This window comes from Methylobacterium gossipiicola (assembly GCF_900113485.1).
GTDB classification, from domain to species: Bacteria; Pseudomonadota; Alphaproteobacteria; order Rhizobiales; family Beijerinckiaceae; genus Methylobacterium; species Methylobacterium gossipiicola.
The window spans coordinates 100,950-116,524 of sequence record NZ_FOPM01000006.1 but is presented as its reverse complement, the minus strand read 5'-3'; the positions used below and the strand labels follow the sequence as shown (position 1 = coordinate 116,524).

9 protein-coding genes are annotated in these 15,575 nt (G+C 68.2%); 5 read left to right on the top strand and 4 right to left on the bottom strand.

The window, feature by feature from the left end:
- Window positions 1-234: 234 nt before the first annotated feature.
- From BM249_RS07005 to zwf, 4 genes are all read left to right on the top strand, one after another.
- Window positions 235-3,552: an efflux RND transporter permease subunit gene (locus tag BM249_RS07005; RefSeq protein ID WP_091970309.1), complete on the top strand. Its 3,318-nt coding sequence runs from the start codon at window positions 235-237 to the stop codon at window positions 3,550-3,552.
- Between the two features lie 188 nt (window positions 3,553-3,740).
- Window positions 3,741-5,240, top strand: a complete 1,500-nt coding sequence (locus BM249_RS07000) for an efflux transporter outer membrane subunit (protein ID WP_280142654.1) — start codon at window positions 3,741-3,743, stop codon at window positions 5,238-5,240.
- A gap of 486 nt (window positions 5,241-5,726) precedes the next feature.
- Entirely contained in the window at window positions 5,727-7,187 is a 1,461-nt protein-coding gene (locus BM249_RS06995) for a methyl-accepting chemotaxis protein (RefSeq protein ID WP_091970307.1), read from the top strand.
- A 359-nt stretch (window positions 7,188-7,546) separates the two neighbouring features.
- Window positions 7,547-9,115 (top strand): glucose-6-phosphate dehydrogenase, encoded by a 1,569-nt coding sequence (gene zwf, locus BM249_RS06990; protein ID WP_210186988.1) that lies wholly within the window; start codon window positions 7,547-7,549, stop codon window positions 9,113-9,115.
- Here zwf and BM249_RS06985 read toward each other — a convergent pair.
- The 3 genes from BM249_RS06985 to BM249_RS06975 all read right to left on the bottom strand — a co-directional run bounded on the left by BM249_RS06985 (window position 9,095) and on the right by BM249_RS06975 (window position 11,648).
- Window positions 9,095-9,919, bottom strand: coding sequence for a restriction endonuclease (locus BM249_RS06985; RefSeq protein WP_091970303.1), 825 nt, complete (start codon window positions 9,917-9,919; stop codon window positions 9,095-9,097). The genes zwf and BM249_RS06985 overlap by 21 nt on opposite strands.
- Before the next feature lie 169 nt (window positions 9,920-10,088).
- Window positions 10,089-10,583: a Ros/MucR family transcriptional regulator gene (locus tag BM249_RS06980; protein ID WP_091970301.1), complete on the bottom strand. Its 495-nt coding sequence runs from the start codon at window positions 10,581-10,583 to the stop codon at window positions 10,089-10,091.
- A 381-nt stretch (window positions 10,584-10,964) separates the two neighbouring features.
- Complete coding sequence (locus tag BM249_RS06975; RefSeq protein WP_091970299.1) at window positions 10,965-11,648, bottom strand: class II aldolase/adducin family protein; 684 nt, start codon at window positions 11,646-11,648, stop codon at window positions 10,965-10,967.
- A gap of 149 nt (window positions 11,649-11,797) precedes the next feature.
- Here BM249_RS06975 and BM249_RS06970 point away from each other — a divergent pair, with 149 nt between their 5' ends.
- A complete protein-coding gene (locus BM249_RS06970; protein ID WP_091970297.1) occupies window positions 11,798-14,419 on the top strand; it encodes a bifunctional acetate--CoA ligase family protein/GNAT family N-acetyltransferase in 2,622 nt (873 codons plus the stop codon).
- A gap of 12 nt (window positions 14,420-14,431) precedes the next feature.
- Here the strand turns inward: BM249_RS06970 and BM249_RS21150 are convergent, their stop codons facing one another.
- On the bottom strand, window positions 14,432-14,983 hold the full coding sequence (locus tag BM249_RS21150) for a hypothetical protein (RefSeq protein ID WP_143103700.1): 552 nt from the start codon (window positions 14,981-14,983) through the stop codon (window positions 14,432-14,434).
- Window positions 14,984-15,575: the final 592 nt, after the last annotated feature.

Below are 15,575 nucleotides of genomic sequence, written 5' to 3'. Positions count from 1 at the left end.
CCACCGGCAGATCGGCACAGGGCACGACAGGCCCCCTCTCCTGGAAGGAGAGGGTTGGGGTGAGGTGTGTGACCTTTTCGGAGGGTTCGCACACCTCACCCTGTCCCTCTCCTTCCAGGAGAGGGGACCCGCGCTGCCCGCGCGAGACCCGAATCGGGGAGCCTGTAACGCGAAAGACGCCCTATTGCGTCGTTCGTGGGGCTTGTCATGCGCCGGCCCGACCGGAGACGTTGCGTGAACGTCTCCGCCCCGTTCATCCGCCGGCCCATCGCGACGATCCTGCTCACCCTCGGCGTGCTGCTGGCCGGGATCTTCGCATTCCTGAAGCTGCCCGTGGCGCCCCTGCCGCAGGTGGATTTTCCCGTGATCCTCGTGCAGGCGTCGATGCCGGGCGCCAGCCCCGACACCATGGCGACCACCGTCGCCGCGCCCCTGGAACGGCGGCTCGGGGCCATCGCGGACGTCAACGAGATGACGTCCACGAGTTCCGTGGGCTCGGTCAGGATCGTGCTGCTGTTCGGCCTCAACCGCGACATCGACGGGGCGGCCCGCGACGTCCAGGCGGCCATCAACGCCGCGCGGGCCGACCTGCCCACGGCCCTGCGCCAGAACCCCACCTACCGCAAGTTCAACCCGGCGGATTCGCCGATCCTGATCCTGGCCTTGACCTCGAACACCCTGTCGCCGGGGCAGCTCTACGATTCCGCCGCCACGATCGTGCAGCAGAAGATGTCCCAGCTGCCGGGGGTGGGCAACGTCGATATCGGCGGCGCGTCGCTCCCGGCCGTGCGGGTGGAACTCGATCCCACCGCCCTGTTCAATTACGGCATCGGCCTGGAGGGCATCCGCGCGGCCCTGGCCTCGGCCAACGCCAATTCGCCGAAAGGCGCCATCGAGACCGATACGCGCCACTACCAGCTCTATGCCAACGACCAGGGCCGGGTGGCGGCCGATTACCGTGACATCGTCGTGGCCTATCGCAACGGCGCCGCCGTGAAGCTCACGGATGTCGGCAAGGTCGAGGATTCCGTCGAGGACAAGCGCAACCTCGGCCTCGTCAACGGCAAGCCGGGCGTGATCCTGTTCATCTACAAGCAGCCCGGCTCCAACGTCGTCGACACCATCAAGGGCCTCAAGGCGGCGATTCCCCAGGTGCAGGCGGCGCTTCCGGGCGACATCGACCTCACGGTGACGGGCGACCGCAGCGCCACCATCCGGGCGTCCCTCGCCGAGACCGAGGACACCCTGCTGATCGCCGTGGGGCTGGTGATCTTCGTGGTCTACATCTTCCTGCGCTCGGGCCGCGCGACGCTCATCCCGGCGGTGGCCGTGCCGATCTCCATCGTCGGCACCTTCTCGGCGATGTACCTCCTCGATTACAGCCTCAACATCCTGTCGCTCATGGCGCTCATCATCGCCACGGGCTTCGTCGTCGACGACGCCATCGTGGTCCTGGAGAACATCCAGCGCCACATCGAGCAGGGCAAGGCGCGGGTGGAGGCGGCCCTGCTCGGTGCCCGCGAGGTCGGCTTCACCGTCATCTCCATGAGCCTGTCGCTGGTGGCGGTGTTCCTGCCGATTCTCCTCATGGGCGGCATCGTCGGGCGCCTGTTCCAGGAATTCGCCGTCACCCTGTCGCTCGCCATCCTCATCTCCCTGGTGCTGTCGCTCACCACCACGCCGATGATGTGCGCGCTCCTCCTCAAGCCCGAGACGCACGACCCGGCCCGGCGCCCGAACCTGTTCCTGCGGGGCCTCGAAGCGGGATTCGACGGGATGCTCGCCGCCTACGAGCGGACCTTGCGCGTGGCCCTGCGCCACCGCCGCCTCGTGGTGTTGAGCCTCCTCGCCACGGTGGGGCTCAACGTCTACCTCTACGTCATCGTGCCGAAGGGCTTTTTCCCCGAGCAGGATACGGGACAGATGATGGGCGGCATCCAGGCCGACCAGCGCATCTCGTTCCAGGCCATGCGCCAGAAGCTCGAACAGGCCACCGCCATCGTGCAGGCGGACCCGGCCGTGGACAGCGTCGTCGGCTTCACGGGCGGGCGGGCGACGAACTCCGCCAACGTCTTCGTGGGCCTCAAACCCAAGGGCGAGCGCGACCCCATCGATCAGGTGATGACCCGCCTGCGCCCGAAGCTGTCGCGGGTGGCGGGTGCGCGGCTCTACCTGTTCCCGCGTCAGGATCTGCGCATGGGCGGGCGCCAGAGCTTCGCCACCTACCAGTACACCCTGCAGGGCGACACGGCGGAGGAACTCTACGCCGCCGCCCCGAAGCTGCTCCAGGCCCTGCAGAAGAACCCGATCTTCACCGACGTCTCGTCGGACCAGCAGGAAGGCGGCCTCGAGAGCCGCCTCGTCATCGACCGGGCCACCGCCTTCCGCTACGGCCTGACCCCGGACAAGATCGACAACACCCTCTACGACGCCTTCGGCCAGCGTCAGGTCTCGACCATCTACAACCCCCTCAACCAGTACCACGTCGTCATGGAGGTGGCGCCGCGCTACCTCCAGAGTCCCGAAACCCTGAAGCTCCTCTATGTCTCGACTTCGGGCGGCAAGGCGCGGGGCTCGGCCACCACCAACGCGGTGGCCGGCACCGTGGCGGCGGGGGGCAGCGTCAATACGAACGCGGCGGGCAACGCCGGTGCGGTCGGCGCTGCCACGACGGACACCGCCACGGCCGCGGCGCTGGCGGGTGATTCCGCCCGCAACGCCGCCGCCAACGCCATCGCGGGCGGCAAGGGCGGCGCCTCATCGAGCGCCCCCGTCTCCGCCGCCAAGGAGACCATGATTCCCCTCTCGGCCTTCGCCCGCCTCGAGACCGGCAACGCCCCCGTGCAGGTGAGCCACCAGGGGCTGTTCGTCGCCACCACGATCTCGTTCAACTTAAGCCCGGGCAAGAGCCTGTCGGACGCCACGCGCGCCATCGAGCAGACCATGACGGACCTGCGCCTGCCCGCCACCATCCACGGCGAATTCGCCGGCGGGGCCAAGACCTATCAGGAATCTTCGTCGCGCCAGCCCCTGCTGATCCTGGCCGCGTTGCTCGCCGTCTACACGATCCTGGGAATCCTCTACGAGAGCTTCGTCCACCCCCTGACGATCCTCTCGACCCTGCCCTCGGCCGGCATCGGCGCCCTCCTGGCCCTGCTGGTGTCGGGGACGGAATTCACCGTCATCGCCCTCATCGCGGTGTTCCTGCTCATCGGCATCGTGAAGAAGAACGCCATTATGATGATCGACTTCGCCCTCGACGCGGAGCGGACGCGCGGCCTGAAACCTGGGGACGCGATCTTCGAGGCCTGCCTCTTGCGCTTCCGACCGATCATGATGACAACGCTCGCCGCCATGCTCGGCGCGCTGCCCCTCATCCTCGCGGGCGGGGAGGGGTCCGAACTGCGCCGCCCCCTCGGCATCGCCATCGTCGGCGGCCTGATCGTGAGCCAGATCCTGACCCTCTACACCACCCCCGTCGTCTACCTGTACCTCGACCGCCTGCGCCGGCGGGGCACGACCCTCGGCGCGGTTCCGAGTGCCGCCGAATGAGCCTCCGGTCGTTCGAACGCCCCCTATCCCGGACGCCTGCAGCGTCAGCGGAAGGTGGTCCGGGACCCAGCGCCGAAAGCGCCGCGTCAGCGGCTCATCGTGGAGGGCGCACGCATTCGGACGCTTCGCGGCTTCTCGTGCCGGGCCCCGGATCCCCCTCCGCTGCGCTGCGGGCGTCCGGGGAAGGGCTGCGCCGACGCTTCGCCCCCCTCGCCATCGTTCTACTCCTGTCGTCATCCGTCGCCGGCTGCATGGTCGGCCCCGATTATTCGCGCCCCTCCGTCGAGACGCCGCTGGCCTTCAAGGAGGGCGGCGCCCGCGAGGATTCGGCGGCCTCTGTGGCGAGCCGCAAGGGCTGGCGCCCGGCCGCGCCCAATGACGGGGCCGAGCGCGGCGACTGGTGGCGGGTGTTCAACGATCCCACCCTCGACCGGCTGGTCCGCGCCGTCGACGTCGACAATCAGAGCCTGCGGGCCCAAATCGCCGCCTACGAGCAGGCGCGCGGCTTCGTCGCCCAGGCCCGGGCCTCGCTGTTCCCCACGGTGATCGGCGCCCCGAACGTCACCCGCTCGCGGGTCGGCGGCTCCGAGCGCACCACCGTGTCGCTCCAGGGGCAGGCGAGCTGGGAGCTCGACCTGTTCGGCCGCATCCGCCGCACGATCGAGAGCGAGGTCGCCACCGCCCAGGCGAGTGCCGCCGACCTCGCCCTCGTGCGCCTCACCATCCAGGCGGAAGTGGCGACGAACTACCTGAGCCTGCGCTATCAGGATTCGCTGCAGCGGGTGTTCGACGAGAACATCGCGGGCTTCAAGAAGAGTCTCGCCATCACCGAGAATCAGTACGCGGCCGGTGTCGCCGCGCGCTCGGACGTGATCACCGCCCAGACCCTGCTGCAGACGACGCAGGCCCAGGCCATCGCCATCGGGTTGCAGCGGGCGATCTTCGAGCACGCCATCGCCACCCTCACGGGGCGCCCGCCCTCGGAGCTGTCGCTTCCCGTGGCGCCGCTCGCCGCCCGCCCGCCCGCCGTGCCCGTGGGCATTCCCTCGACCCTGCTGGAACGTCGGCCCGACATCGCCCAGGCCGAGCGCACCGTGCAGGCCCAGAGCGAACTCATTGGCGCCGCGGTGGCGGCGTTCTACCCCACCCTCACCCTGTCGGCCTCGGGCGGTGTCTCGGGCCTCGCCTCCAACGGCATCTTCTCGGCGGCCAATCAGGTCTGGTCCGTGGCCGCCGCCGGCACGGAGGTGTTCTACGACGGCGGCGCCCGGGCGGCGGCCCTGCGCATCGCCCGCGCCGCCCACGACGCGGCGGTGGCGAACTATCGCCAGACCGTGCTGACGGCGTTCGGGGAAGTCGAGAACGGCCTGTCGGGCGTGCGCATCCTCGGCCGTCAGCAGGCGGCGCAGGATGCGGCCGTGGCCTCGGCGCAGCGCGGCGTCGAGATCACCCTCAATGAGTACCGGGCCGGCACCCAGAACTTCACCACCGTGGTCACCGCCCAGTCCCTGGCCCTCAACGCCCAGATCACCGCCCTGCAGATCCGCCTCAACCGCTTCACCACGGCCGTGTCGCTCATCCGGGCGCTCGGCGGCGGCTGGGACGTGCGCAGCCTGCCCACCGGCGACGATCTGCGCGGCACCCGCCTGCCCATCGACACCGGCCCGGCGGTGCGTACGGACGAGTGATCCGGCGTCCGCTCGATCCATACGGTTTTCGACGAGGGCGGGTCATCAATCCCGGGCGATCGTCCGGCGACGGTATGGGGCGGGGGACGCGCCCGGCCCCGAGAGAAGCGAAGCCCCTCGCCTTTCAGAAGGCGATGCCTGTCACCCGTCGCCGCTCCGAGGCGGGCGATCCGTGCCAAGCTCGGCGTACCGGTGCGCCGAGCTTGGCCCAAAGTCGAGGTTGCCACATCGAGCGGTCGCCGTGTGGTCGCCGTCCCTGGACAAGGTTTTGAGCCTCGGCGCGGCCATGCCGGGCAGCATTCTTCAGGGTGATCCGGAGCGTTCGGGTCGGGCCGGATTCCAAAATCGGTGATATCGCCGAGGAAAGCGTTCCGACGCGGCGTCGAGGACCTCGCGTACGCTGCGGTTTACGCCAGAGTTTCGCGGCTTCGTGAATTCTTAACCGCTCTACATTAGAAATCTTCGGACCGAGAGCGAGAGTCCGCCATGTTCCGCAAACCCATGTTCAGTGAAACCCAGGCCAAGCTCGACGCCCTCGATCGCTCCATGGCGATCATCGAATTCGCCATGGACGGGACGATTCTGACGGCCAACGCGAACTTCCTCGCCGTCGTCGGCTACACCCTCGCCGAACTGCAGGGCCGTAAACACAGCATTTTCGTCGAGGATCAGGCCGGCGCGAGTGCGGAGTACCGGACGTTCTGGGAACAGCTGCGCAGCGGCCAGCACGCCTCGGGCGAGTTCATGCGCCTCGACAAGAACAGGCGCCGGGTCTGGCTGGAAGCCACCTACAATCCGATCCTCGACGCGGCGGGCAAGCCCATGAAGGTGGTGAAGTTCGCCGCCGACATCACCGCCAAGAAGAACGAGGTCAGCCGTCTCCTGACGATGATCGACGACATGCCCGTCGCCGTCATGACGGCCGATCCGAAGAACGAGTTCCGGATCAACTACTTCAATGCCACCTCGCGCAAGACCCTCGGCTCCATCGAGCGCCACCTGCCGATCAAGGTCGACCAGATGATGGGCGCCTCGTTCGACGTGTTCCACAAGAATCCCCACCATCAGCGCAACATGCTGGCCGATGAGAGCCGCCTGCCGCATCGCACGAGGATCAAGGTCGGACCCGAGACCCTCGACCTGCAGGTCTCGGCCATCAAGGACCCGGAGGGGCGCTACGTCGGCCCGATGCTGACCTGGGCCGTGGTGACGGCGCAGGTCTCCATGGCGGCGGAGGTGTCCCGCGTCGTGGAAGCCCTGGGCGCCGCCATCGGCGACATGCAGCAATCGGCCGAGGGGCTGACCCGCTCGGCCGACGAAGCCAGCGCCCGCGCCTCCTCGGTGGCCGCCGGCTCCGAGCAGATGACCGGCGCCATCGGGGAGATTTCCGGACAGGTCGGCGGCGTGTCCGAGCGCGCCCGGCAGATCGCCACCCAGGCCGCCGCCACGGATGCCACGGTGCGGCTGCTGGCCGAGAACGCCACGAAGGTCGATGCCGTCGTCGGCATGATCAAGTCCATCGCCGACCAGACCAACCTGCTGGCGCTCAACGCCACCATCGAGGCCGCCCGCGCCGGGGCCGCCGGCCGGGGCTTCGCCGTGGTGGCGAGCGAGGTGAAGGCGCTCGCCGCCCAGACCGCCAAGGCCACGGACGAGATCACCCAGCAGGTCGCCGCCATCCAGGGCGCCACGGGCGACGCCGTCTCGGCCATCGGGATGATCACCGCCGCCGTGGGGGAACTCTCGGGCCTCACCCTCGCCATGGCGGGCGCCGTCGAGGAGCAGGCGGCCTCGACGCAGGAAATGTCCGGCAACGTCGCGGGCGTCTCGTCCGCCGCCTCGGCCACGGGCCAGCTCGCCGAGGCGGTGCGCAGCATCTCGGAACAGCTCGCCACCCACTCGGCCAGTCTCGATGCCAGCATGAAGAGCTTCCTCAAGGCGGGCTGAGGTCCGGTCGGCGCTTTCCGTCCGAAAGCCGACTCGCGCGTCGGGTCGGTTCGCCCTCGTGGAAGGGGGCTATCGCAGCCCCTGACGGTCTCGTGTGTCCAGCGGATCGCGCATGCGCGATCCCGTCTCCCCGCAAGCGGGGCGAGGGAACGCTCACCCCTGTCATCGCCCGTCTCTCCAAGACGGGACGGGTGTGTCTTTCACCGATCCGGGGCGAGCAAACCAAACGCCGGATGAGGCGGTCCGGCGTCTGTCGCCCAAGCGACCCACGCATGCCGGAACGGGCCGGCGGGCCATCGGTTGACGTGCCGTTCCGCGCGCGAGGACGCGCCGGAGCCACGAAACGCGAGACCGCCGCCATGAGCACCGAACCCGCCTCCGACACACCGCCGCCGAGTGACAGCCCCCAGGCTCCGCCCTGCACCCTGGTGATTTTCGGCGCGTCCGGCGACCTGACCAAGCGCCTCCTGATGCCGGCCCTCTACAACCTCGCGGCGGGCAAGCTCCTGGCGGAGGACTTCCGAATCATCGGCGTCGATCACAACGAGAACACCGACGACGGCTGGCGCCGGGACCTCACCGAGACCCTGCAATCCTTCACCCAGGATCACACCTCCGAGTTCCACCCCGACCGGATCGACGACGCGGTCTGGGGCTTCGTGCGCGAGCGCCTCCACTTCCGGCACGGCGATTTTTCGCAGGCCGCCACCTTCGAGGGACTGGCCGACGCGCTCACCGGCAACGTGGTGTTCTACCTCGCCGTCTCGGCGCGGTTCTTCGGCCCCATCGTGGAGCAGCTCGGAAAGGCCGGGCTCCTGAAGCAGGGAGAGGGCGCCTTCCGCCGTGTGGTCGTGGAAAAACCCTTCGGCAACGACCTCGCCTCGGCCAAGGCCCTCAACGCGACGCTCCTCGCCCAGGGCGACGAGGGCCAGTTCTTCCGCATCGACCACTTCCTCGGCAAGGAGACGGTGCAGAGCATCCTGGCCCTGCGCTTCGCCAACGGTCTCCTGGAGCCGGCGTGGCGCGCCGGGTCGATCGCGGCCGTGGAGATCACCGCCGCCGAGACCATCGGGGTCGAGGGGCGCGGCGCGTTCTACGAGCCGACGGGCGCCTTGCGCGACATGGTGCCGAACCACCTGTTCCAGCTTCTCTGTATGGTCGCCATGGAGTCGCCCGGGAGCCTCGACGCGGAAGCCGTGCGCGACGCCAAGGTGCGTGTGCTCGCGGCGATCCGGCCGATCCCGCCCGAGGATGCCGTGCGCGGCCAGTACGCGGCCGGGACCGAGTTCGGCAAAGCCGTGCCGGCCTATCGCGACGAGCCGAACGTGGCGGCTGACTCGAAGACCGAGACCTACGTCGCCCTGAAGCTCACCATCGACACCCCGCGCTGGGACGGCGTGCCGTTCTACCTGCGCACGGGCAAGCGCCTGACCGACCGGGTGACGGAGATCGCCGTGCATTTCCGCCGGCCCGCCGCGTCGCCCTTCGGCGCGGACACGACCCCCGACACCCTGCGCCTGCGCATCGACCCGGAGCAGGGCCTGAGCCTCGACCTCAACGCCAAGCGGCCCGGCCCGGAGATGCGCCTCGGGCGCGTCGTCGCCGCCTTCGAATATGGCGACTTCTTCCACGAGACCCCGAGCGTCGGCTACGAAACCCTGCTGTACGATTGCATGACCGGGGACGCGACCCTGTTCCAGCGCGCCGACGGCATCGAGGCGGCCTGGGCCGCCGTCGAGCCCCTGCTCCAGGCGTGGCGGGACGCCCCCGTGGCGTTCTACGCCGCCGGCAGCGACGGGCCGGAGGCGGCGGCGGACCTCGTCGCCCGTGACGGCAACGCATGGCTGCCCCTCGACGCCGCCGCGTCGGCGCGCGGCGAAACGGCGTCGGCGCCTGGCAAAAGCGCGTCAGCGTCCGACAAGCACTGACCGCGCGGGAGACGCGCCCTTGCCCCGCCGCGCCCTGCCCGCGGCGGGGCCGACCTCCCGTACGGGCACGAGGTCGGCGAGGTCGTCGTGGTGGAGGAGTTCGACGTTCGTCGCCGCCGCGAGCTTGCGCGCGGCGGGGGTGAACCCGGCATTCGACACCACCACGGCCCGGTCGCCCGACCAGTAGCGCAGGGCGGCGGCGACCTCCTGCACGGCGGCATTGCCCACGGGCTTGCCGTAGCGCTTGCACTGCACGACGAGGCGGACGCCGCCGTGCTCGGCGACGATGTCGGCGCCCTGGTCGCCGCTGGCCTGGGTCGGCCGCGCGTTCCAGCCGGCCGCGCGCAGGCGCGCCGTGCAGAACCGCTCGTAGGCGATCCCGTCCTCCGGGGCCTCCGATTCGTCGGGGAGCGGATGGGCGGCGGCGATGCGCTCGATGGTGAGGAGAATCGTGTCCCAGAGGGCGTCGCCCTCCTCGCCGTAGCCCCGCGCGTCGAGGGCCGGCAGGACGGTGCGTTCGGCGAAGTATTCCCGCTCGCGGACCCAGCCGTCGTCGATGCGGTTGCCGTAGGCGTCGACGAAGCATTCCTGCCGCCGGCGAAGCGCCAGGGTCGCGGCATGGGTGCGGATGGTGGCCCGCATGAGGCTGCGGATGCGCCGGGGCCTGTCGAGGTGGTGCAGGCCGATGAGGGCGAAGCACGCCCCCGTGGCGGCGAGGGCCGGCAGACCGTAGACGAACGCGGCGGCCCCTCCGGCGAGGCCGGTCCAGAACAGGCGTGCGACGAGGCTCGACCGGCCCGACATGGCGTGATCCCGGCGCGACCGCCGGGCTCCCATGGCGCCGATGCCATGGCGGTGCCGGGCCGCGATGCCGGAAATCCTAAGTCGCCGAATCTTGCGCCATGTCTAAAACGCCGTGGCGCCGGAGATTTCGCGGTGGACAGGTTCCGTGCGCCCCGTCCACCGGGCGGGATCAGGCGTCGGCGGTGACGCGCGGGCGACGACCGCGCGGCGCGGCGGGCTTGGCCTCCGCTGTGGCGGCCGTGCCGACGGCCTGCTTCCGGCGCTGCTGGCCGAGACCCATGTTCTTCGCCAGTTCCGAGCGGGCGGCCGCGTAGTTCGGCGCCACCATCGGATAGTCGCTCGGCAGGCTCCACTTCGCGCGGTACTGGTCCGGCGTCATGTCGTAGCGCGTGCGCAGGTGGCGCTTGAGCGATTTGAACTTCTTCCCGTCTTCCAGGCAGACGAGATAGTCGGGCGTGATCGAACGCTTGACCGAAATGGCAGGCGTGAGCGGCTCGCTCTTCTCCTCCACGACGGGCGCCGTGAGGCGGCCGAGCGTGGCGTGCACGGATGCAATGAGGCCTGGCAGTTCGACGGCCGGCACCGAATTGTTGCTCACGAACGCCGACACGATGTCCGCCGCGAGTTCGATGTAGTCCGGTTGTACCTCGTCGTCAGCCTGCATTCTGAACCCCCGTTGGTGATCTGCTCGGACATTTTCGCCCCTGACGTGTTCCCGTCAGAATCGTCCGAACAAGTCAAACATATGTGACTTGTCGGCTACTATGACGCAAGAAGCGTGAGCGCAAGTGGCGTCGACCTGTTCGTTGGGAACAGATCCTTCAACTACCGCGGTGAGACACGGCGCTGAAACGCCGTGCAATCGACCGCAACGGTATAAAATTTTCGTCAGAATCCTGAGATTTGACGGGCCCGAATGCAGATCAGCCGTCAAAAAGTTTCATGCCTCCCGGAAAATTATTTCAGGTGGATTGAGCAATCCTGAGGCGCCGCCTCTGAATGGCGCGAATCTCATCATTCGTTCAGGAGAAAATGGCATCTGGCCTCAGGATTGGGCGTCCGTGCGGGCGCGCGGGCCGTAAGTCTTGAAGCGCTCCACCGTCCGGGCGATCTCGTCGTCGGGCAAGATGACGGGCGTGCCGACCTGGAGGGCGATGGCGTATTGCCGGCACAACGTCTCCATCTCGACGGCGAGCCACAGGGCTTTCTCCAGAGTCGGCCCCGTGGCGATCATGCCGTGATTGGCGAGCAGGCAGCCCGCCCGTCCCTCCAGGGCCGCGAGGGCGAGGTCCGACAACGCATCGGTGCCGTAGGGCGCGTAGGGCGCGCAGCGGATCGTCGGTCCGCCCACGGCGGCGATCATGTAATGCACCGCCGGAATGTCACGTCCGCACAGGGCGAATGCCGTGCAGTAGGTCGGGTGCGCGTGCACCACGGCACCGATCTCCGGGCGCCGGGCCAGGATATCGCGGTGGAACCGCCACTCGGAGGAGGGGGCCAGCCGGTGGTCCCAAGTCCCCGCGAAGGTCATCGGCACGATGTCGTCGGGCGTCAGGATGTCGGCCGGGATTCCCGTGGGACTGACGAGGAAGCCGTCGCCGTGGCGCACGGAGACGTTGCCGGACGTGCCCTGGCTGAGGCCGAGGCCGATGAGGTCGCGCATGGCCGCGACTACGGCCTCGGACGCCCGGAGCGCATCGGCGGCGGGCGAACGGGGGTTGTGTTGCATCGGGAAAACTCCGGAGGGTGAGGGGTGGGGGGCGGCCCGGCGAATCGGCGTGGGCGCGACCCTTGACGACCCCGGCCTTCCGCGAAACCTCCATGCCCAGAAAATCGTCGCCGTCTTGAAGTCGTCGCCCCGATGAAACCGTCACCCCCATGAGCACCTATCGCTTCGAGGCCTTGCTCGCCCCCCGCACCGTCGCGGTGGTGGGGGGCGGGGGCGATACCGCCGCCCTCGGCGCCGCCTGCCTCGCGAACCTCACGCGGGCGGAGTCCGGCCGCCCGATCTGGGCCGTCGATCCGCATGGGCACGCCGCTGGCGTGGATTTCATCCGCGTCGATAACATGGATCAATGTCCGGAGGCACCCGATCTCGTGGTCATCGCCGCCGCCCCGGCGGATCTCGTGGCCTGGGTCGGGGCCGCCGGGCGCCGGGGCGCCGCCGCCGCCCTCATCCTCACGCCCGACGTGCCGCGCGAAGGCTGCGCGGCCGTGCGGGCCGAGGCCCGCCGTTACGGCTTGCGCCTCCTCGGCCCCGGCAGCATCGGCCTCGCCGTGCCCCGCGAAAATCTCGACGCCAGCCTGCTGGCCCAGGCGCCGAAGGCCGGCGACCTCGCCCTCGTCTCGCAATCCGGCACCGTGGCGGCCGGCATCGTCGCCTGGGCGGCCCGGCGGGATGTCGGGTTCTCCGCCGTCCTGTCGCTCGGCACCGCCTGCGACATCGACATCGCCGACGCCCTCGACCATTTCGCCGCCGATTTCCACACCCGCGCGATCCTGCTCTCCCTCGACACGATTCCCGATGCGCGGAAATTCATGTCGGCCGCCCGCGCCGCCGCCCGCGCCAAGCCCGTGGTGGTGCTCCGCGCCGGCCGCCACCGCGCCCCCACCCGCGCCATCGTCACCCATACGGGGGCGCTCGCCCGGCCGGATGCCGTCTACGAGGCCGCGTTCCGCCGCGCCGGCCTGCTGAGCGTCGAAAGCCTCGACGCCATGTTCTCCGCCGTGGAGACCCTCGGGCGCCAGCGCCCGTTCCCCGGCCACCGCCTCGCGGTTTTGGGCAACGGACGCGGCATCGCGGCCCTCGCCGCCGACCGCCTCGCCGACCGGGGCGGGACATTGGCCCCCGGCTCGCCCCTCGAACTCGGCGTCGCCGCCGGGCCTCAGGCTTATGCCGATGCCCTCGAACCCCTGCTCACCGCGCCGGACCACGACGCGGTGCTCGCCGTCCACGTGCCGACGGCCCATGCCGGCAGCGCCGACACGGCCCGAGCCCTGGCCGAGACCGTCGCGCGGGTGCGCAGAAGCGGCCAGCGCAAGAAGCCGGTCTTCGTGGCCCAGGTCGGCGACGATCCGGAGGCGGCCTCCGTCCTCGCCGGCGCCGGCATCCCGGGCTTCGCCACGGAGGCCGATGCCGTCGAGGGATTTCTGCACCTCGTGCGCTACCGCGAGGCGCAGGACGACCTCATGCGCACGCCCGACTCCCTGCCGCGCGATTTCTCGCCCGATGTCGCGGCCGCCCGCGCCATCGTGGCCCGCGCCGTGGACGCCGGCCAGACCTGGCTCGATCCCGTGGCGGTGGCGGGGCTGCTCGCCGCCTACCGCATCGACAGCGCGCCCCTGACGCTCGCCCCCGATGCCGACGGCGCCGCCACCGCCGCCTGGCCGATCATCGCGGCGGGCGGGGCCGTGGCCCTGAAGGTGGTCTCCCCCGACATCGTCCACAAATCCGATGTCGGCGGGGTCCGCCTCGACCTCACGAGCGAGGCCGACGTCCGGGCGGCGGCCGCCGACATCCTCCACCGCGCCCGGCGCCTGCGGCCCGATGCCCGCATCACCGGCTTTGCCGTGCAGCCGATGATCCGCCGGGGCCAGCAGCGCGAACTCATCGCGGGGCTGGCCGAAGACCCGACCTTCGGCCCCGTGGTGGTGTTCGGGCGCGGCGGCGTCGCCGTCGAGGTCATCGACGACCGGGCGCTCGCCCTGCCGCCCCTGGATCTCCGCCTCGCCTCCGAACTCATCGACCGCACCCGCGTCGCCCGGCGTCTGGCCGCCTACCGCGACGTGCCGGCCGCCGACCGCCACGCCGTCGCGCTGGTGCTCGTCAAACTCGCCCAGCTCGCCGCCGATTGCCCGGAGGTGCGCGAACTCGACATCAACCCCCTGCTCGCCGACGCGGGCGGCACACTGGCCCTGGACGCCCGCGTCATGGTCGCGCCCGAGCCGGTCCGCGCCGCCGCCCATCCGCGCTTCGCCATCCGGCCCTATCCCGTCGAATGGGAGCGCCGCCTCACCCTCAAGGGCGAGGCGATCCACGTCCGCCCCGTGCGGCCGGAGGACGAGGCCCTGTTCCTCACCTTCTTCCAGTCGGTGAGCGCCGAGGATTTGCGCCTGCGCTTCTTCGCCCCCGTGCGCGACTTCAACCACGCGTTTCTCGCCAAACTCACCCAGCTCGACTACGCCCGCGCCATCGCGTTCGTGGCCCTCGACGACACCGGCCGGATGCTCGGCGCCGTGCGCCTCCACGCCGACGCCAACCACGACACCGGCGAATACGCCATCCTCATCCACGGCGACCGCCGCGGCACTGGCCTCGGCTTCGCCCTCATGCGCCTGATGATCGACTGGGCCAAGGCCGAGGGGATTTCGCGGGTGGAGGGGACGGTTCTGCGCGAGAACCGGCCTATGCTGGCGGTGTGCCGGGCGCTGGGGTTTTTGCTGAAGCCGGATAAGGAGGATGGGGGGGTGATGAAGGTGGCGTTGGAGATGGAGGATTGATTTTTCCAAGACCTATCGATTTTGCAGCCTTGTCAGGCCGGCAGAGGAGTTGAACGCCTGAAATAAAAGCTGAAATTTGTTTGGCGATGTCTCGGTTTGTCCTAAAACTTGGGCCTTCATCAATGTGTCGCTGTTTTTCGAGCGCCCCGTCGTCTTGGCATCTTGAACGTATTCGAATGTCCCGCCATGCATTTCCTGCAGTTGCTTCATGCGGGCTCTGGTGCCAGTCATTCCACCTTCACTCCCCGCTAGATTGTCGGGGAGGCGCACGCTATTTGGCGTTTCAAGTAATCCTGATGTATAAAAAGTAGCAATAACTTCGCCATTTTTCATGAGTACTGCGTATCGCTTCGATGGATCATTGTCCGCATCGACTTGGCCGACCGGAGGTGGCTCGGCGGCTTTTAACTTTTCCTTCATCTCTGCTATTTCTTCGTCTGACATCTTTGTAATGGCGCTTGGTAGGTCAGACAATTTTCGAATCGTCGTTGGATCTACAGGAAATGCACTGATCATTGGTGGGGTTCCGATTTCTATGGAGATCTGGTCCGCGAAAGAAGTCATCAAATCGACCGGAATGAGCGCATGTTCAGCGATGACGCATCCATTTTGGATGCATCGATCTTGTTGGGCTCATTAAAGCGCGTTCTGTTCGCCGTTGTCGGAGCGAAGGCCGGTTACAATTTGATGGCCCCTCTTGGGCGCGGGCTTATGCGTGGTCGGCCATCTGGGTGTATTGGATCATAGTTAAAGTTGTATTTATTTTTGCCGCAACCTCTCTACAGACTGCGATAATATCAGAGTTAAGGTACCTGCGTTTTTGGAGAAAAATCCACTATGCCAAACACAGGATAACCGGTCGCAATAAAAATTGACATCTGAGGTAAATCTTGATGATTTTATGACAGAAAATATCTTAGAAGATTATTATATATTTTTAGATTACATATTACATATTCTGGTGGATATTTGGAGGATCGCATCGGATTTAAACCATGGCGTGAAGTGAGGGCGTATACGGCTGAGAGAATGCGATCTCTCAGTCTCGAGGAAGGCGGCGTTGGAGATGGAGCGTTAGGTAAGAAAAATCGATCGTGTACTTATAAGAACGGCCGTTGAGGGCAGAGGTTGAAGAATGCTTCGCATGAAATAAAAT

Bases quoted from the DNA above. Each gene is read 5' to 3' on its own strand.
- BM249_RS06995 (WP_091970307.1), top strand. From the start codon at position 5,727: ATGTTCCGCAAACCCATGTTCAGTGAAACCCAGGCCAAGCTCGACGCC.
- zwf (WP_210186988.1), top strand. From the start codon at position 7,547: ATGAGCACCGAACCCGCCTCCGACACACCGCCGCCGAGTGACAGCCCC.
- BM249_RS06985 (WP_091970303.1), bottom strand. From the start codon at position 9,919: ATGTCGGGCCGGTCGAGCCTCGTCGCACGCCTGTTCTGGACCGGCCTC.
- BM249_RS06980 (WP_091970301.1), bottom strand. From the start codon at position 10,583: ATGCAGGCTGACGACGAGGTACAACCGGACTACATCGAACTCGCGGCG.
- BM249_RS06975 (WP_091970299.1), bottom strand. From the start codon at position 11,648: ATGCAACACAACCCCCGTTCGCCCGCCGCCGATGCGCTCCGGGCGTCC.
- BM249_RS06970 (WP_091970297.1), top strand. From the start codon at position 11,798: ATGAGCACCTATCGCTTCGAGGCCTTGCTCGCCCCCCGCACCGTCGCG.
- BM249_RS21150 (WP_143103700.1), bottom strand. From the start codon at position 14,983: ATGACTTCTTTCGCGGACCAGATCTCCATAGAAATCGGAACCCCACCA.